This is a genomic window from Acinetobacter sp. ANC 4779, from assembly GCF_004331055.1.
Lineage (GTDB): Bacteria > Pseudomonadota > Gammaproteobacteria > Pseudomonadales > Moraxellaceae > Acinetobacter.
Genome location: NZ_SJNU01000001.1, coordinates 395,175 through 414,681, shown reverse-complemented (window position 1 = coordinate 414,681; position 19,507 = coordinate 395,175). Strand labels below are relative to the sequence as shown.

15 protein-coding genes are annotated in these 19,507 nt (G+C 42.4%); 4 read left to right on the top strand and 11 right to left on the bottom strand.

The genetic code is table 11. The annotated features are described in order from the left end of the window. Window positions 1-21: 21 nt before the first annotated feature. Complete coding sequence (locus E0H80_RS02020; protein WP_131362645.1) at window positions 22-972, bottom strand: transporter substrate-binding domain-containing protein; 951 nt, start codon at window positions 970-972, stop codon at window positions 22-24. Between the two features lie 339 nt (window positions 973-1,311). Beyond that, window positions 1,312-1,989 carry a DUF421 domain-containing protein gene (locus E0H80_RS02015; protein WP_131362643.1) on the bottom strand — a complete coding sequence of 226 codons (678 nt, stop codon included), beginning with the start codon at window positions 1,987-1,989 and terminating at the stop codon, window positions 1,312-1,314. Between the two features lie 267 nt (window positions 1,990-2,256). On the opposite strand from E0H80_RS02015, the gene E0H80_RS02010 reads away from it, so the two are divergent. Next, window positions 2,257-3,327, top strand: a complete 1,071-nt coding sequence (locus E0H80_RS02010; RefSeq protein WP_131362641.1) for a molecular chaperone DnaJ — start codon at window positions 2,257-2,259, stop codon at window positions 3,325-3,327. Between the two features lie 205 nt (window positions 3,328-3,532). Beyond that, window positions 3,533-3,907: an endonuclease domain-containing protein gene (locus E0H80_RS02005; RefSeq protein WP_131362639.1), complete on the top strand. Its 375-nt coding sequence runs from the start codon at window positions 3,533-3,535 to the stop codon at window positions 3,905-3,907. A gap of 129 nt (window positions 3,908-4,036) precedes the next feature. On the opposite strand, the gene E0H80_RS02000 is transcribed toward E0H80_RS02005, so the two are convergent. Both E0H80_RS02000 and E0H80_RS01995 read right to left on the bottom strand, forming a co-directional pair. After that, entirely contained in the window at window positions 4,037-4,939 is a 903-nt protein-coding gene (locus E0H80_RS02000; RefSeq protein WP_131362637.1) for a hypothetical protein, read from the bottom strand. 75 nt (window positions 4,940-5,014) lie between these two features. Beyond that, entirely contained in the window at window positions 5,015-7,906 is a 2,892-nt protein-coding gene (locus E0H80_RS01995) for a valine--tRNA ligase (protein WP_131362635.1), read from the bottom strand. 185 nt (window positions 7,907-8,091) lie between these two features. Here E0H80_RS01995 and E0H80_RS01990 point away from each other — a divergent pair, with 185 nt between their 5' ends. Both E0H80_RS01990 and E0H80_RS01985 read left to right on the top strand, forming a co-directional pair. After that, window positions 8,092-8,754: a hypothetical protein gene (locus tag E0H80_RS01990; RefSeq protein WP_131362633.1), complete on the top strand. Its 663-nt coding sequence runs from the start codon at window positions 8,092-8,094 to the stop codon at window positions 8,752-8,754. Between the two features lie 65 nt (window positions 8,755-8,819). Beyond that, window positions 8,820-9,626, top strand: coding sequence for an SDR family oxidoreductase (locus E0H80_RS01985; RefSeq protein WP_131362631.1), 807 nt, complete (start codon window positions 8,820-8,822; stop codon window positions 9,624-9,626). Between the two features lie 183 nt (window positions 9,627-9,809). Here E0H80_RS01985 and E0H80_RS01980 read toward each other — a convergent pair whose 3' ends face one another. From E0H80_RS01980 to E0H80_RS01950, 7 genes are all read right to left on the bottom strand, one after another. Beyond that, window positions 9,810-10,244, bottom strand: a complete 435-nt coding sequence (locus E0H80_RS01980; protein ID WP_131362629.1) for a YbjQ family protein — start codon at window positions 10,242-10,244, stop codon at window positions 9,810-9,812. Window positions 10,245-10,247: 3 nt separating this feature from the next. Beyond that, window positions 10,248-10,604: a YbjQ family protein gene (locus E0H80_RS01975; RefSeq protein WP_131362627.1), complete on the bottom strand. Its 357-nt coding sequence runs from the start codon at window positions 10,602-10,604 to the stop codon at window positions 10,248-10,250. Between the two features lie 105 nt (window positions 10,605-10,709). Continuing rightward, window positions 10,710-12,170, bottom strand: a complete 1,461-nt coding sequence (gene adeK / locus E0H80_RS01970; protein ID WP_131362992.1) for a multidrug efflux RND transporter AdeIJK outer membrane channel subunit AdeK — start codon at window positions 12,168-12,170, stop codon at window positions 10,710-10,712. Beyond that, window positions 12,170-15,352, bottom strand: coding sequence for an efflux RND transporter permease subunit (locus E0H80_RS01965; RefSeq protein WP_131362625.1), 3,183 nt, complete (start codon window positions 15,350-15,352; stop codon window positions 12,170-12,172). Before E0H80_RS01965 ends, adeK begins: the two co-directional genes overlap by 1 nt. Before the next feature lie 13 nt (window positions 15,353-15,365). After that, window positions 15,366-16,631: an efflux RND transporter periplasmic adaptor subunit gene (locus tag E0H80_RS01960; protein WP_131362623.1), complete on the bottom strand. Its 1,266-nt coding sequence runs from the start codon at window positions 16,629-16,631 to the stop codon at window positions 15,366-15,368. Window positions 16,632-16,663: 32 nt separating this feature from the next. Beyond that, the gene (locus E0H80_RS01955) at window positions 16,664-17,269 is read right to left on the bottom strand and encodes a phosphatase PAP2 family protein (RefSeq protein ID WP_067863135.1); all 606 of its coding nucleotides are present in this window, start codon (window positions 17,267-17,269) and stop codon (window positions 16,664-16,666) included. Window positions 17,270-17,420: 151 nt separating this feature from the next. Next, window positions 17,421-19,475 carry a site-specific recombinase gene (locus tag E0H80_RS01950; RefSeq protein WP_131362621.1) on the bottom strand — a complete coding sequence of 685 codons (2,055 nt, stop codon included), beginning with the start codon at window positions 19,473-19,475 and terminating at the stop codon, window positions 17,421-17,423. Between the last annotated feature and the right edge of the window lie 32 nt (window positions 19,476-19,507).

Genomic DNA, 19,507 nt, shown 5'->3' with positions numbered 1-19,507 from the left:
GAAAGTATGTTGTTTTAAAGTTTATTGATCGCGATCGTGCGGTTTAGCAATTAACGCTTTAAGCTGATCTGACATTTTGAAGTTTAGATTGATATTTTTTGGTGGGATCGGCTGCTGGAACCATTTTTCGTACATTTTGTTGATTTCACCCGAACTATAGGCAGTCTTAATCGCATCATCGACCACTTGTTTAAAGCCGGTGTCACCTTTACGCATCATACAGCCGTAAATTTCATGAATTGGTGCAGTACCGACAATGACCCATTTATCCGGATCGGAGGCTTTGGATTTTTCACCTGCTAGCAAGATGTCATCCATCATAAAGGCAGCGGCACGACCGTTTTGCAGCATCAAGAATGATTCAGCATGGTCTTTGGCAGAAATAATTTCACCAATGCCAAGCTCTTGCTGATGCTGGCGGATATAACGCTCGGATGTTGTTCCGGCTGTAGTCACCAGTTTTTTACCTTTCAGGTCTGTAAAATCTTTCACTCCAGAATCTTTAGCGGTAAGCAGACGGGAACCGACTTCAAAGAAACCGACAGAGAAATCGACTTGTTGCTGGCGTTCCTTGTTGTTGGTGGTTGAGCCACATTCCAGATCGACCGTGCCATTTGAAACCAGCGGAATACGGTTTTGACTGGTGACCAGGTTATAGCGAATTTTTAGGTCCGGCATATTCAGTTTTTGTTTTACCGCGTCCACCACTTTTAATTGCAGGTCATGTGCATAACCGACCGGCTGATTCGGGTTGTCTGCGATGTAAGAAAAAGGAATGGAAGAGTCGCGATAGCCCAGCACAATAGTGCCGGATTTTTTGATTTTATCGAGGGTACCTGAAGTAGTAGCATCGGTACTGGTTCCCGCTGCCTTTTCGCCCGCTGCTGGAGCCTTATTGTCACTACAAGCACTTAGGCCAAGCATGAGTGCACTTGCACAAAGTATGGATGTTACGCTGCGTTTATGGGTCATCTATAAAACTCCTTTTTTATTTCATTATCATCAAGTGCTAAGTTGTTGGTGGAACGCCACCAGTTTTTATGCATAAGATGTTTTTTTTCTATGTATATATAAATACATCAGATTTCATCTTAAGCGAGTTTCGAACAATTGCTCAAGCAAAATTTTGGCAGAATTTGTTAATGATAAATATTGAGGAAATAACCAGTTTTTATGACAAAAGCGGTATAGCACGTGACTTTAACTGCAGCAGAAAACATGCCAGATTGAGTCTGATTTTCAGACTCACGACTAAAGTTTAACAAGGCTTCATTTGAACAAAAGATAAAATTATTTAGTTTTTATACTATTTTATCTGAGCATCTGTTCATTCATGGCTTTGGCCCAGCGGCAGCATTTGCAACGTGAACACTGCTGATCCGGCTTGGAAATATAATCGACATAACCGCAGTACATGCAGGCATAGCAGGTTTCCGGTTTTACTTGCGCGGTTTGCTGATACTGTTTGGGGAAGAGCGGCAGGCCGTAACGCACTTCCTCAGGTTTGAACAATAAAATACTAAATTCACCGTCGGTTTCCAGCAGGCCGGCACGCACCTGACCCAAATGTTCGATGCCTTGCTGACGCATTTCAGCAAAGAATTCATCATGCGACATTTTTCCGCGTTTAATCTTGTCTAGAACCAGCATGCCATCTTCCACAATATACAGCGAGGTTCCTTCAATTAAGTCTTCAAAAGGTTGGTATTTCATCATCAGCCAAGTGGTCAGGCGGTAAAGGATGATCACAATACTCATAATCAGCAGGGCTTGAATCAGCGGCAGGTCTTCAGTGAACATCGGGTCACCGGCAATGGAACCGAGGGATAAAATAATTGCCAGCTCAAAAATGGACAGTTGCCGGATACCGCGTTTACCGGTTAGGCGCAGAAAGATCATGATCATGCTAAACATCAGCACTACGCGTATGCTGATTTCTGCGGCAAAGGTCCAAGTGGTGTCATGAATAAAGATAGTTGCCCAATCCATCAATGTCGTTCCTTTTTATTATTGGTTCATCATTCTCTTTATACTATGCCCCAGTAGAGCAGGGTGTATGTTTATATTTAGGTAAAGAACTACCAGTATTTTAGTAACTTACTGAACTTAAAATCACCAGTATTACGCAATAAAAAAATGAATAATCCAATAACTCAATGTGCATTTTTAACTTTTGCCTAGCTGTACAGTGTTTGCTGTTATCTGTCATTGAGTCAGGAATATTGTTATAGTTTTTCTTTTGATTTTTTCCTCGCCATGTCTTTCGATTTAAAAACCACAGTTCAGCCAGATACAGAGCTTTCGCCACAACAGAAAAAGCTCAACCGCCTGATTGAAAAAATCGAACAGCAAAAAATAGACTTGGCAGCTTGGGAAAAAGCTCAAAACAACATTCAGCAATATGCACGTCAAACCTTGATACCTGCTTATAACGAATTACATACTGTATTATTTCAGCAGCTTGAACAGCTATGGAAACACTTACATGGCGGTGAATTTTCAAAAGCAGAAATGGTGCAGCTCGATGAAAAAATCCAGCACCTTGCAGCATACCTAAAAGACTCAAATGCCTTGTCAGCGCAACAAGCCAGTACAGTTGAAGAAATTGATACTTTTTATCAGCAATATGCAGAGCATACCAACGCAAAGAAAACCAAGAAAAAGCCTTTCGTTGAAACAGATTTTAGATTTGAAAGTGCTGAATCAGATCAAGAGGAAACAGTATTTGATCTCTTTGAGGATTGGGACAGTACACAGCACGAACAGCAACGAGAACAAGCCAAGTTCAAACGGCAACAAGCCAAGTTCAAACGGCAACAAGAGAAGCGCGAGCAAGCAGAGAAAATGGCAGAGCAATCTTTAAAAACTGTTTATTTGAAAATTGCAGCGACCATTCACCCTGACCGTGAACAAGATGAAAGCAAGAAAATTGAAAAAACAGAAATGCTGCAACATGCCAATGCCGCTTACGAGAAGCAGGATTTATTCTATTTACTGAAATTGAAAATTCAGATTGAGCAGAATAGAGGGACAACGCAAAAAGGTTTAACTGCAGATCAAGTGAAGTTTTATCAGCTGGCCTTGGATGCACAAAGTCAGCAGTTAGACAGTCAAATAGATGAGATTATTGATTCATTGGTCTGGACAGAAAATGCCAAAATTGCAGTGCAAAAGTCCAAAGGGAAGCTTCAGATTAATGACCTGTATAAGCAGATTGATGCAGATACAGCAGCAATTAAACAGCAACTGAAATGGGAAAAAGAACGGCTTAAATATATGAGTCGGGTAAAAGGATTGGGGATGTTGTTGGAGAATGGGGCGATTTAATGCTTTTCTCCCTTTCCCTATGGGATGAGCATCCTCAGAATATATTCTGAGTGCGCAAGGGGTGAGGGGGAGAAGTTATAAAGAAAGAAAATCAAAAGCACCTCTCCCTAACCCTCTCCTGAAAGGAGAGGGAACTTCATTAGAGAATGATTGAAGATATGGAGCATTTTTTGCTATTTTTGAAAAATAATAAAAACGAAATCCTATGAACAAAAAGCTAGATTCCCAACTTTTAATCTTCGCTAAATCAATGCGAACGAATGCCACAGATGCAGAAAACCTCATATGGCAATTATTACGTGCCAAGCGTTTTATGAATCTTAAATTTCGTCGTCAGCATGTGATTTCACCTTATATTGTCGATTTTTACTGTCATGAAATTGGTTTAGTCATTGAGCTAGACGGTAGTCAGCATGGAGTCGATGGTCCGGTTGAATATGATGCTGAACGCACCAAGTTTTTAGAGGCTTTAGGTTTAATGGTGGTGCGGTATTGGAATCATGATGTATTAAGTCAGACAGAAATGGTTTTAGAGCACTTTTGGCAAATATGTTCTGAATTAAAAAGCACCTCTCCCTAACCCTCACTTGCGCTTCGTTTTAAAGCAGTGCTTTAAAACCTGCTCAGGAGGGAACTCTATTGTGAAATTTATACAGGCACTAAATCAATTGACGCTCCCTCTCCCTTTGGGAGAGGGCTGGGGTGAGGGTTATCTGACAGTTGATGTATTACGTCTTAAAACATAACCTTCAACCTCGTTTTGATTGAGGGTTATTTTTACTTTTAACCAAGATTTAGGAATGGTTTTATCAGGTAAAACAGTTAGTAAAGTACTTGATGGCAAGTTTTCAATAATTGAGCTTTTTAACTTAGGGTGTTCAAATAAGTCTGTAGGGTTTTTAACAACTCTTTTATTTATAAAGAATTTATCAAGAGTTTCTTTTTTAGATAGATCAATTATATTATCGGTCTCATACTTTTTCTCTTCAATGTACGGCTTTAATCCATAGTCATATAAAATCGAAATAATAATATCTAGGCTAATATCTTTCGCTATTTTTCCGAACTCAGAGGTACTAAATAATGTTAATAAGGCAAAAACTGCAGGCAATAATTTTTGTAAATACGTAGTGGAAATTGTAGGGGAGTTAGAATGAGGAGCTACGATAGCTTCATCACTGATTTTGACCGTATCTACAATAAATGACTTATGCGTATAGGTTCCATCAGAATTTTGAAACTTAAAATAAGCTTCTTTTAAATTAGTACCTTGCATTGTAAAGATGGAATCATTTGCAAATTCAAGTAGTTTTTCTATATCTTCCAAATTAATGTCTTCTAATGAGACGATATTTTTATTGTGTTGAATGTTAATACCAAAATCTACTGCTAACTTTTCTAAATTAGAAATGATTGTATTTAGAGAGGTGATAGGTTTAGCTTTTTTAAATGGTATGGCAACAGCTTTGCTTAAACTCTTAGTTTGCTTTATTGGCACGCTAACTGTTGTTGATATAGTTTTAGCTTGATTCGAAGAAATTCCAAATGATGCAGAAATTGAAATTCGATTAGGATTATCAAAATCGTATTCTTCTATATTTTTAGAATTCATAATTATCTTCTTATAAAAATAAAGGACTGAATAATCAGCCCTTTATACAGTAATAGAGATTAAATTACCAACACATTAAAGCGCTGCAATCTGATCCATATTCGCTTTAATCTTCACTAACTGGTCAGCAAGCTCAGCCAATTTAACTTTCTCACCTTCAACCACGGCAGCAGGTGCTTTTGCTACAAAACCTTCATTTGAAAGTTTTCCTGCAATTTGGTCATGCTGTTTTTGCACTTTGTCGAAGTCTTTTTGCAAACGGCCCAATTCTGCTTTCGGGTCAATTAAACCCTTCATTGGAACGAATACTGAAGCATGACCGACTACAGATGAAGATGACAATGGTGGTTGTTCGCCATTTGCCAAGTAAGTGATGCTTTCCACTTTCGCCAATGCTTTAAACAACGGTTCGATACGTGAAATTTGCGCCACTTCAGCATCAGTGATGTTTTGCATCAATACTGGAAGTAAACGTGCATTACCTAAGCCCATTTCACCACGGATGTTACGTACCGCACCAATCAAACCTTGTAGCCAGTGCATATCTGCTTCAGCTTGGTCGTTAATGAGTGCTTGATCTGCAACTGGGTAAGCCGCAGTCATAATGGTTTCACCGCCCACACCAATCATTGGTGCAAGGGTTTGCCAAATTTCTTCAGTCAAGTACGGCATGATTGGATGGGCAAGACGTAAAGATGCTTCCATCACTGCAAGAAGAACACGACGAACTTCCGCTTTACGTTCCTCAGCCACATTGTCATCATTTAGAACTGGCTTGGTTAACTCGACATACCAGTCACAGTATTCATTCCAGATGAACTCATAAATTGCTTGAGCAGCCAAGTCTAAACGATAGGTTGCAAATGCTTGTTGAACAGCAAGTTCCGCTTTTTGCAGACGGCTCACAATCCATTGTTCAGGCAATTCCCAAAGATCAGGACGTGCAGTTTGACCGACTGTTTGACCTTCCACATTCATCAGAACGAAACGGGTACCGTTCCAGATTTTATTACAGAAGTTACGATAGCCTTCAACACGTTTCATGTCGAACTTGATGTCACGGCCGGTATTGGCAAGTGCACAGAAGGTGAAACGAACCGCATCCGTACCGTAAGACTGAATGCCTTCCGGGAATTCTTTACGGGTCGATTTTTCAATCTTCGCCGCCTGTTTCGGGTTCATCAAACCAGTGGTACGTTTTTGTACCAGAGTTTCTAAATCTACACCGTCAATCAAGTCTAAAGGATCAAGCACGTTACCCTTAGATTTAGACATCTTCTGACCTTCGCCATCACGTACCAAACCATGTACATACACCGTTTTAAACGGCACTTGCGGTGTGCCATCTTCATTTTTCATGAAGTGCATGGTCATCATGATCATGCGGGCAACCCAGAAGAAGATGATGTCAAAACCGGTCACCAACACATCGGTTGGGTGGAAAGTATTGAGGAAATAGTTTTCCGCATCTTTCTTCGCATCGCCAGTCCAGCCGAGTGTTGAGAATGTCCACAAACCAGACGAGAACCAAGTATCCAAAACGTCTTCGTCTTGTTTCAGTTCAACATCAGCGGCAATGCCGTTTTCTTCACGAACTTCAGCTTCCGAACGACCTACATAGATGTTGCCATCTACATCGTACCAAGCCGGAATACGGTGACCCCACCAGAGTTGACGTGAGATACACCAGTCTTGAATGTTGTTCATCCAGGCCATGTACATGTTGCTGTACTGTTCTGGCACAAATTTAATGTCGCCATCTTTCACCGCTTTAATGGCAGGTTCAGCAAGTGGTGCAATTTTCACATACCACTGATCCGTCAATAACGGTTCAACGATCACGCCTGAACGGTCACCGCGAGGGGCTTTCAAGTCATAGGGCTGGATTTGATCGAGCCAGCCTTCGCTTTCCGCTTGTTCAACCAGTTTTTTACGTGCAGCAAAACGCTCTAAACCAATATAGTCCGCAGGTGCAGCAATGGTTTTAGAAATCTGTTCACCGGCTTTGGCAATGTATTCAAACTCCGCCAGCACTTCAGCATTTTTGTTGAAGATGTTGATGATTGGCAAGTTGCAACGTTTACCCACTTCATAGTCGTTGAAGTCATGTGCAGGGGTGATTTTTACACAGCCTGTACCGAAGTCTTTTTCGACATATTCATCCGCAACTACAGGAACTAAACGACCTGAAATTGGCAGAACAATATTCTTGCCGACAAGATGTGCATAACGTTCATCTTCAGGGTGTACCGCAACAGCCGAGTCACCGAGCAAAGTTTCAGGACGAGTCGTTGCGACAACCAGGAAGTCTTTGCCATCTTTGGTACGAAGGTCTTTATCTTCAAAGAAATACTTAAAGTGCCAAAGTGAACCTTTTTCTTCTACTGATTCAACTTCAAGGTCAGACAGGGCAGTTTGCAGTTTTGGATCCCAGTTCACCAGGCGTTTACCGCGGTAAATCAAGCCTTCTTTATGTAAACGTACGAAGACTTCTTTCACCGCGTTCGATAAACCATCATCCATGGTGAAGCGTTCACGTGACCAGTCTACCGATGAACCTAAGCGGCGAATCTGGTTGGTAATGTTGCCGCCAGACTGTTCTTTCCATTCCCAGACTTTTTCAATGAACTTTTCACGGCCCAAGTCATGACGGCTGATGTCTTGTGCAGCCAGTTGACGTTCTACCACCATTTGGGTTGCGATACCGGCATGGTCAGTTCCCGGTTGCCACAGGGTATTTTTACCTGACATGCGGTTATAACGGGTCAAGGCATCCATAATGGCATTGTTAAAACCATGACCCATGTGCAAGTTACCAGTGACGTTTGGTGGCGGAATCATGATACAGAAAGAGTCGCCTTTTTCAGACGGCTTAAAGTAGCCGTTTTCTTCCCAAGTCTTGTACCATTTTTTCTCGATCTCGGTAGGATCGTATGTCGTAGCAATATTTTGCGCAGAATCAGTCATAGTCAGAACAGATCAAAAGTGAATGAAAAATTAGGACTATTGTAGCAAAAAAATTACCGAATGAGGCAGCTTCACCAAATGCAAACTTTATGCAATTGGCATAGACTAAATAAGATCTTATGATAAGAGTTGAATAAAAACAGCGCGAATGGTCGCATAACAATTCTAAAAAGGACATTATCGGTATGAGCTATTTTATTTCTTTAAAATTAACCCGGGAAACCCATCAGCGTTTTCAGCAGATTCATCAGCAATTGAATCAGGGTGAAAGTCAGAGTTTAGCCAAACCTTTAGGTGAGGTTTTGGCGGATATTTCCTGTGAAATTGTCGATCAGGTATTTGGCGAAATTGCGCGGTTATCGACTTCGGCTGACCGAGAATCGGAAAAGATGGTGCAGCACATTTTAGATACCTTACGCAAATATATGCCATGGTCGGTTTCATTCTTTGGTAATGATCGCTTGGTCCCGATGGTGAATTATTTAAAAGATAAGGCCTATGAAAAAAATGGTCAAAATTATATTTCTTATAGCGTCGATCATGTCTTGGTGGTGGAATTGCTGGAATGTGTAGAGCAAATGAAACAGGGCAATACGCATTATATTTCGCCAGGCTTAAAAGCATTTACCCAGTTGGTCGATCAAGGGGTGACCAGTCTGGTTCGTGAGCCTAAAAACATATTGAAATTCAATTTGGTGGTCGATAAAACCTTAAATGGGGTAATTCATTTGACCACCCAGATGGGCTATAAGCGTTTGGAAAAGCTGGGTACACAGTACGATTCACAAATGACCCACCGTTATTTTGATCATTTTCTGATGTTTTTAAATCACGAGCAAAAACATTAATAAAGTATCAATGCATTAAGGTATCAACACATTATCAATCTATAAGTGGAATGAGGAACAACAAGATGGCGCAGCAGAACAGTTTAGACAATAAAGTGGTATGGATTACCGGTGCATCTTCAGGTTTGGGTAAGGCACTTGCACAACAGTGTGCTTTACAGGGTGCACAGATTGTACTTACTGCCCGCCGTAAGGATGAACTGGAAAATGTGCGTCAAAGTTTAGTCAATCCGGATCAGCATATTTGTATCAGTGCCGATATTACCGATGAAACGCAAGTTCGCCATGCATATGAACAGGTTTTAAATGAGAAAGGGCGTATTGACTGGTTAATTAATAACGCCGGACTGAGTCAGCGTGCCTTAATTGCCGATACCACCATGCAAACTGAACGTGCGATTATGGAAGTGGATTATTTCTCTCAAGTGTTCCTTACCAAAACCGTTTTGCCGACGTTCTTAAAGCAAAAATCAGGTCGAATTGCTTTTGTTTCCAGTGTCGCAGGTTTATTGGGAACTCAATACCGCGCAAGCTATTCAGCAGCCAAAGCTGCGATTCATATGTGGGCAAACAGCTTAAGAGCAGAAGTGGCGGATGAAGGCGTGGGCGTTTCTGTTATTTTCCCCGGTTTTGTTAAAACCAATGTTTCATTTAATGCCTTAAATGGCGAAGGCAAAGCCCAGGGCCATCAAGATGAAGCGATTGAAAATGGCTTGCAACCAGAAGAGTTTGCGAAAACTGTCGTTAAATCCCTCCTGAATGATGAAGAATATATTGTGGTTGGGGGAACTAAAGAAAAACTGGGCGTTTTGGTTTCGCGTTTATCACCAACTACACTGTATAAAATGATTCGCAAAATGAAGGTGAAGTAAGCAAAGCTTCCTCACTTTTTAAAGTGCGGAAATATTTGTATATCGAGTGGAAGTTGAACTCACAAGGGATACTCCCTCCCTTAGGCAACATTGTTGCTCAGCTTGAATAAAGGGAGGAGCTATTAAAAACCTCTCTTATGCAGTTGTACTTCTTGATTTGAGCAAAGGAAGATTTTTATAAATTTAAGGTTTAATTGCCGTTCCATAAGCAAATACTTCTACTACTCCGCCTTGCATGCCCAGTTCAGTGGTACTCAATCGCAAGCCCAGAATATGCGATGCACCCATTTTTTCAGCTTCCAGTTTTAAACGCACAATAGCTTCGCGTCGAGCACGCTCAACTACGCTTTCATAACTGGTTAAACGGCCACCCAAAAAGTTCTGAATATTGGCAATCACATATTTGAAGTAATCATGTGAAATGACGACATTGCTACTCACCAACTGTCCCTCATGAGCTGAAGTCTTAAAGCGGCTATTATCCAGCGTGATATAGGCGAGCCGCTGTTCTTGTTCATCCAGTTCATTTAAATGCTTTCTTTCTACATGGCGACCGAAGCCCCAGCCTATGGCAAATAAAATCACAAAAATGACAATTTTTAATATCAAGGCATCCATAGCTTAGCCTTGAGTCGGGAAGGGATCAGGCAGATTTTGTGCATTTGCTTCAACCACCACCGCAGTGCCATATACAAACAGTTCAGAAGCACCTTGGGCAATATTTGAAGTCGAAAAGCGGATACCCACCACTGCGTTTGCCCCGATGGATTTTGCTTTCTCAATCATGCGGCTCATGGCTTCCTGGCGTGATTCTTCAAGCAATTCGGTATACGCCGTCAGCTCACCACCGACTATATTTTTTAAGCCAGCCAGCAGGTCACGTCCAACGTGTTTGCTACGCACCGTACTGCCATAGACCACATCAATTTGGCGGAGAATGGTATGTCCCGGAACAGATTCTAGATTACTTAAAAGCATTTTTTAATATTCAAATAAGGGAGCTTGTAATGAAGATAGGAAATCAGGCTTTAAAAAGCAATAAAAAAGCCTGCAGAGTGCAGGCTTTTTTACAAGGCTTAAATATTATTGAGTGCTGTTTTCAGCTTTACGTTCAGCCGTAGAAGGTGCTTGCTGAACGACATCACCGGTGTTGGCTTTAATCCCTCCACCGAGGGTTTTATACACTTCAACCTGGTTATTCATGTTGGCTTGTTCAAGCAACAATAGACCTTGTTCCGCTGCATAAGATGCACGTTGCGCATCCAGTACCGTCAAGTAACTGTCAATACCCGCGCGGAAGCGGGCATTAGACAGTCGGTAGGTGGTATTGGTGGCATCAACCAAACGACGTTGTGCTGCCAAGCGGTCACCGATATTTTGGCGAACGGCCAAAGCATCATTCACTTCGCGGAAAGCGGACTGAATCGATTTTTCATAGTCAGATAATGCAATTTGCTGATCTGTTTCTGAAATTTTGATATTGGCTTTACGTGTGCCCCAATCGAAGATTGGAAGATCAATACTTGGACCAATTGACCAGACAAATCCGCCAGATTTAAACAAGTCACTTAAGCTGGTGGAAGCATAGCCTGCATTACCCGTCAAACTAATGGTCGGGAACAAACGTGCTTTAGCCGCAGCAATATTGGCACCCGCTGCAGAAAGTTGGTATTCGGCAGCACGGACATCAGGACGGTTGTTCAGCAAGTCACTTGGTAAACCTGCACTAAAGGCATTGCTTTTGCTAATACGTGTTACACGTTGAGTCGGTAACAAGTTTGCAGGAACCGGTTCACCTACAAGCAAGTTAAGCAAATTCTGTGCTTGCGCAATTTGAGTCTTGTAATTGGCAACATCATTACGTGCAGTTTCTACAGAAATCTGTGCCTGACGAACAGGAACTTCACTGTCGATTCCCACATCGAAACGTTTTTTATTGAGGTTATAAGATTCAAGTTGAGCTTTTAAGGTTTGGTCTGCAAGTTTTAAATTTGCATTTGCAAACGAATAGTTCAACCAGGCTTGAGCCACCTGACCTATAAGTGCAATTTGAGTAGCATCACGTGCACTCGACGTTGCCAGATAAAGATCTAAAGCATTGTCTTTTAAGCTGCGCACACGACCCCAAAAATCCAGCTCATAGGCAGTTACGCCCAGACCAACATTGTAACTGGTCATTGCACCATTGGTATTGAGCGTGTCTTGACGGAGCACACTACCGCTGGCACCAATTGTTGGCAGCTGATTGTTCTGGGTAATTTGATACTGTTGCTGCGCACGTTGAATATTCAAGGTCGAAGTACGTAAATCACGGTTATTAGCTAATGCCAGATCGAGCACCTGTAATAGGCGCTGATCGGCAAAAAAGTCCTTATAACCCTGTTCAGCAATAGAAGGACCAGAGTTAGTGGTTAGATAACCTTGTTCTGGAATATTGGCTTGAGCGACGGGCTCTGGCCCACGCATGCTTTGACACGCTGTCAAAGCAAGCGCAAGTGCAGATACCGCAATGCTACGACCTGTAACAGACCATACCTTTTGCATCACGATGTTTGCTCCTGATTATTTGGCTTTTTAGGTTTAAATTTAAAGATACTTCGAATCCAGACATAGAACACAGGAATAAAGAAAATACCCAATAGAGTCGAACTGATTACGCCACCCAGTACACCATAACCGACAGAATGCTGGCTACCTGCACCTGCACCCGAAGAAAGGGCAAGAGGAAGTACACCAAAACCGAAGGCTAGGGTCGTCATGATAATTGGACGTAAACGCATTTTTGCTGCATGCAAGGTTGCTTCAAGTAAAGGCTCGCCTTTATCTTCTTGCAGTTCCTTGGCGAATTCTACAATCAGGATCGCATTTTTTGCAGCCAAACCAATGACGGCAATAATCGCGACCTGGAAGTAAATGTTATTGGTCAGGTTTGGATCTTTCAGCAGAACCATGCCCAAGAAAGTCAGACCCACTGCACCGACAATACCCAGTGGAATCACCAGCATAACCGAGAATGGAATTGACCAGCTCTCATACAGTGCTGCAAGACACAGGAATACAATCAGCATTGAAAGTGCATACAAGCCAAGCGTTTGTGAGCCAGATTCGCGCTCTTCCAAAGATAAACCTGTCCATTCATAGTCAAAACCGTTCATACCCATTTCAGGTAATTTGGCAATGATTTCTTCCATGGCTGCCATGGCATCACCCGAGCTGACACCTGGAGCAGGCGTACCCTGAATGTTGACTGATGAAATACCGTTATAACGCTCTAAACGTGGTGAGCCATAGGTCCATTCACCGGTGGCAAATGATGAAAACGGAACCATTTGACCTGTGGCGCTGCGTACATACCACTTGTTGAGATCTTCCGGCATCATTCGTGCATCAGGAATGGCCTGTACATACACCTTCTTCACACGACCACGGTCGATAAAGTCATTAATGTATGAACCACCCCACGCAATACTCATGGTACTGTTGATTTCTGCAATACTGACGCCCATAGCGCTGGCTTTTTCATTATCGACATAAATCTTGTACTGTGGCGTATCTTCTTGACCATTTGGACGGACACCGGCCAAACGTTTGTCCTGAGCGGCCATTCCTAAGATCATATTACGTGCGGCCAGCATTTTTTCATGCCCATTACCCGCAGCATCTTTCAACATCAAGTTAAAGCCTGCAGAAACACCCAGTTCAGGCATTGCTGGAAGCTGTAAAGGCATCACATAAGATGCATCTTTGGCAATCACGTTAAGCGCCATACCACGTTGAATAATGGCACCCACAGTAGATTCTTTACTGGTCCGTTCTTCCCAGTCTTTCAGCTTAATAAAGGCAAGACCGGCATTTTGACCAACACCGGTGAAAGAGAAACCGGCAACACTAAACACAGAGTCGACATTGGCCTTTTCACCTTCCAGAAAGAAATTCGTCATCTGGTCAATGACTTTTTCAGTACGATTCAGCGTAGCATTTGGAGGCAGCTGAACCAGCGTCATGACCACACCTTGGTCTTCATCCGGTAAGAATGAGCTTGGCAGGCTTTTGAACAAGAACAGCAGACCGACAATCACTACCGCATAAATCGCGCCGGCAATGATTTTATGAATCAGCAGTTTTCCAACCCAGTTTTGGTAGCCTTGCGCCATACGGTCGAAACGACTATTAAACCCACGGAAGAAACGGGCAGAGTAACCATTGCTCTGTTCTTTGTCTTTATCATGCTGCTTTAATAAGGTTGCACACAGTGCGGGGGTGAATGTTAATGCCACAATCAGTGACAGAACCATTGCGGTAACCAGAGTAATCGAGAACTGACGGTAAATCACCCCCGTGGTTCCACTAAAGAACGCCATTGGCACGAATACCGCGGACAATACCGTGGTAATACCAATCAGTGCACCCGAGATCTGACTCATCGACTTTTCAGTCGCTTCAACAGGCTCGAGGTGTTCTTCCACCATAATACGTTCAACGTTTTCGACCACCACAATCGCATCATCGACCAGTAGACCAATGGCAAGAACCATGGCAAACATCGTCAGCGTGTTAATCGAAAAGCCGAATAAGTTAATAATCGCAAAGGTACCCAATACCACCACAGGCACTGCCATGGTTGGAATAATGGTTGCGCGCCAGTTCTGCAAGAACAGGAACATCACCAGGAACACAAGGATAATTGCCTCAATTAAAGTGTGAACTACACTTTCAATTGAAAGTTTGATAAAGGGTGTTGTATCAAACGCCAGCTGATCTTTTAAACCAGTGGGATAATTTTTACGTAACTGTACTAAACGTTCTTCTACCGCAGTTGCTGTATCTAGTGCATTGGCACCAGTTGCGAGTTTAATCGCTACACCGCCCGCAGGCTTACCATTAAATTTAGAGGTAAACTGATAGTTGTCCGAGCCTAATTCAACTTTGGCAACATCACCCAGAGTTACTTTTGCTCCAGTACCGGCACTTTTTAGATAAATATTACGGAACTGATCTACTGTTTGTAGCAGGCTTTGCGCATTTACGGTCGCATTTAAAACCTGACCTTCAACAGCAGGAGCACCGCCCAATTGACCCACCGCAACCTGTGCATTTTGGGTGCGCAGGGCGGCTACCACATCACTTGGAGAAAGCTGGTAGCTGGCTAGTTTGGCAGGATCGAGCCAAATACGCATTGCATATGAACCACCAAACACCTGAACTTCACCGACACCGGCAACCCGGCTGAGCGGTTCAGAAATATTCGAGTTCACATAGTCTTTAATGTCAGCATCGCTCAATTCACCATTCGGTGAATAGAAAGCCAATACCTGCAAGAAGCTTGCACCTGACTTGGTTACTCGAAGTCCTTGACGTTGTACATCTTCAGGTAAAAGTGCAGTTGCAGACTGTAATTTGTTCTGTACTTGAACTTGGGCAATATCCGGATCGACCCCTTGTTCAAAGTTCAAGGCGATAGAAGCTTGACCATTACCCGCACTATTTGAAGAAATATAGCGCAAGCCATCCAGGCCATTCATTTGTTGTTCGATGATCTGGGTCACTGTATTTTCTACAGTTTCCGCAGATGCACCTGGATAAGTCGCAGAAATACTAACCGTTGGCGGAGCAATAGTCGGATATTGTGCAATCGGCATTTTGCTGATGGTTAAAATACCCGCCAGCATAATCACCAATGCAATCACCCATGCAAAGATCGGGCGATGAATAAAAAAGTGAGCCATTATCGTCTACCCCTTATGTATTTGAAGTAGATTTTTGTTCAGTTTTAGGTTGTGCTTGCTGCGCAGGTTGAGCGGCTTTATTGGCTTCTGCTGCAGGTTGACCTGCACCTTGAGGGGCAGCGGCCGGTTGATAAGGCTTGGCAACCACAGTTGCACCTTCTTTAACCTTGGCAATACCATCAACAATCACTTTTTCACCGGTTTTTAAACCAGAAGTCACGATCCAGTCTTTACCTTGTACACCCACAGTTTCCACAGGACGTGTTTCAACTTTACCTTCAGCATTCACAATCATGGCAATCGCTTGACCAGTCGGAGTACGGGTAATCGCTGCTTGTGGAATCAACATGGCATTTGGAATCACACCTTGTACAATTTTAGCAGTGGCATACATGCCCGGAAGCAACAAATGGTTCGGGTTCGGAAATACAGCACGTAAAGTCACGGTGCCTGTTTCCGGATTCACACTGGCATCAGAGAAGGCAAGACGGCCTTCAACCGGGTAGTCGCTACCATCTTCAAGCTTAAGTTTAACTTTGGTATTGTTGCTGCTGTCTAAACTGCCTTTGCTCAATTGTTGGCGTAAACGCAATAATTCAGCACTTGACTGGTTAATGTCGATATAGATTGGATCTAAACGTTGCACAGTGACCAAAGGATCTGCCTGGCTCGCCGTGACTAAAGCACCTACGGTAACAGTTGAACGATTGGTTTGACCTGAAATTGGTGCACGCACAGTTGAATAACCGAGGTTGATTTCAGCATTTTTAAGTTCTGCCTGTGTTGCCGCAAGATCAGCTTCAGCCAATTTTACTTGTGCAGCAATATCATCATATTCTTGTTTTGAAATGGCATTGCTGCCGACAAGTTGACGATAACGTCCTTCTTTAACGCGTAATACATTCAAGTTGGCTTGTTGACGATTCAGTGCGGCACGGGCACTATCGACGCCAGCACGATTGGTGCGCGAGTCAATTTCATACAAGGCTTGCCCTTCACGAACATAACTGCCTTCAGTGAAAAGTCGTTTTTGAATGACGCCACTGGTTTGTGGGCGCACTTCAGAAATTTCAAATGCCGTGGTCCGACCTGAAAGTTCCACCGATTGTTCAACGCTTTGGGGTTGAGCAACAATGACACCAACTTCAGTCGGTGGCATTTTTTGGGCTGCTGCAGCTTGCTGCGCATCCTTTGGATCTTTGCTACAACCAACAAGTGCAATACTTGTTGCTAATGCGCAAGCGGTAAGGGCGGGCGCCCATAGCTTTGCAGACATCATTGTTCCACCTCGATTAGATTTTTATCTAAAAATTAATTTGTTTTCGCTCTACTGAATTTAACGTACAGCATATAAAGTAGTGTGATCCAAATAAAACTTATGCTCCAACCAGCCAAGACATCAGAGGGGAAATGTACCCCAAGGTAAACCCTTGAAATTCCCATAATTAACAACCATATAAAAGCACAAATACAAATCAGTGTGTGCTGTGGATGTTTTTGACTCAGATAAATTGCAAGACAGCCCAAGGCAGCGGCATAAATACTATGAGCACTGGGAAATGAAGCACCATAGCTGTTGACCAGATGATACATTTCGGGTGGACGAGGTCTTGAAATTATATATTTAAGCAGCCAAACCGTGGCAATGCTTCCAATAAGCCCTAAACTTATAAAAATAACATTTGTGTATTTTTTATACCATACTTGGTGTAAACACCAGATTGTGGTTAAAAATAGCACAAATGGCATGCCACCTATAATAGAAAGTGTGATAGTAATCGTATTTAATTGCACTGTGCGATGCTGACTTATCCATTCAACCATCGCTAAATCATACTGATGAAGTGAGGGAATAAAAAGCATTAATACACTGAAAATAAATAAGAAAAAACCTACACCGAGCAATAGGTACGGCATGTAAGGAACCTTTGTTATCTTGGTCAATTGGAGCAAGACTAATTTAATGGTTAAAGTGTACTCATCAGTACACTTTATTTCAAGTGTGTGTAAATTATGCTAATTTCTTTTTTGCTGATTTTAAAGCTGAATTAAAACAAAAAATAACCCATTATTTATGTGTCATTTTTTGTGAAGGTAATGATTCATCTACTTCTAACGGAATCTTGGGAGGCCAAAAGAAGTCACTGGGGCGGGTCAAGAAATGAGTAAGCACCAGTTTGGCTAAAGGCTTCCATTGTTCAAATCGAACTCTTCGTGCGCGTAAGGCCACAATAATGGTCAGGCTAAAACTCACAAATAAGTTCGTCAGTCCAATCAGCAGCACCCCTAAAAATGATACAAAAATCAGACCAATTTCAGGGCTGCCATTAATATCGATCAAACCCTGAATAAAGTTGGCGGAAGCAAAGGCAATATGTCGAATATCAAGCGGAAGACCCAAAATAAAACCAATGGTTCCCATACTTCCAAGCATAATCCCGAATAAGAAGTTCCCCGCCAGCGCGCCTAAATTTAGTTCAATATAAAGCGCGAAACGATTCAGGCGTTCTTCTCCCATCCATTGTTTTAATCGTGCATGTGCCTGCAAACGCGGACCGACTTTACGGTATACCGCCATATTGTCGAAATAACCGGCAATCAAGCCCGAGAAAAACAGACAAACTCCAGCAATGGCAGCATGTGGAATGGCCAGTGAGGTAAAGGGATTGAGTGAATGTAAGGTTGCAGTCGCCTTGGCATGAGAGAGCAGTGGTTCATTCATTCCATATTGCCAGAGCAGGCTAATGACTGCAGCCGTTGGAATGGCAATCGAAATATTTCCGAGAATGGCAATAAACTGGGTTCGAATAATATTAATGATCAGTGCAGCAAGTTCAGCAATTTGTGCAGTTTTAGAGCCTTTTCGATGCTGTACAGTTGCGGCAAGCGCCGCTGCTGTCATCGCCGGCTGTTTGGTTGCAACGGTAAAATGCAGCACGTGAATTAGCATGAAACCGAGTGAATAATTCATGCTGAAAATAAACGCCTGCATCAATGGTGCCATGACCAGTCTTGCCGCCAATATTTTTAAGGTCGCCATAGCGGCAATAATGACGCCTGCACCTGCGGCTGCCTTGTACATCGACCAAAAACCTTTTTTGTCGGTACTTACATAGTGTTCACCGGTTTTACTGGCATTTTCGGTGACTTGTAATGCAATTAATTCACTGTTATTTGCCAGTAAAGAACGCACACTTCGTTCACTATAAATGGCGGAAGTAATATCGACCAAAAGGGCACTCAATGATTCATAACGAACGTCATCTTCTTCAACAATTAAGTTAATTAACAGTTCGATTCGATCTAGACACTGTTCCAGCAGTGATAATAAGTAAGTCAGACTGATACTTACACCAATCCGTTTGATGGCACGACGAATTTTTAAAACCACATCGCGACATTGCTCAATCATCACCAACGCTTGTGATGCATCCGGGGGAATAATGACGGCCAGAGGATCGGTATTTTGATGCAGCTTTTTATAATGCTGAATGAATTCAATAATTTCACGATTTTGAACCAGAAAAGGTGATTCGTATTCAGTTAAATTGGGTTGTGCATTGATAAATTCAGGATACAGTCCAATTCCGCTAATCCGGTAAGATAAAACGGTAATGGCTTTAATCAGCTCACTGTTAATTTTAAGCTTTTCAGCCTGATTGCCATGACCTTGACCCAGTAATGCAAATAACTTTTGCCAATCCTCACTGGAAATGCTGTCCAACCAATATTTATCACTACGTTGATAAAAAACGCGACGGACTAAATCTTGCAATTGGCTTTCGTCATTAATTAGCGGTAAAAAATGCGCGCCTACGCGTTGTGCGAGCTGATTCCAAAAACCATCCAGAGATAAAATACCGGTATCGGCATACAAACTGGTCTGTTTGTACTGGCTAATCAGTTTTATGACAAAATTTTGTAAGGTAGAAACGGCATCAGGGGTAATCAGTAGTGCTTGTACCAGTGCACGAAATTTGCAGTTAATTTCTTCAGTATTGGTTGAGTCGCTTGGTCGAATTCGGTTAACCAGCTCAATTAACAGTGAGTCATCAAGAACAGCTTGATGAGATTCAAGCTGCTCCTGCATTTTTAAAAATAGATCATTAAAATTTATATGCATAGGCGAGGGTTAAGTCTATTTTTTCAACATCC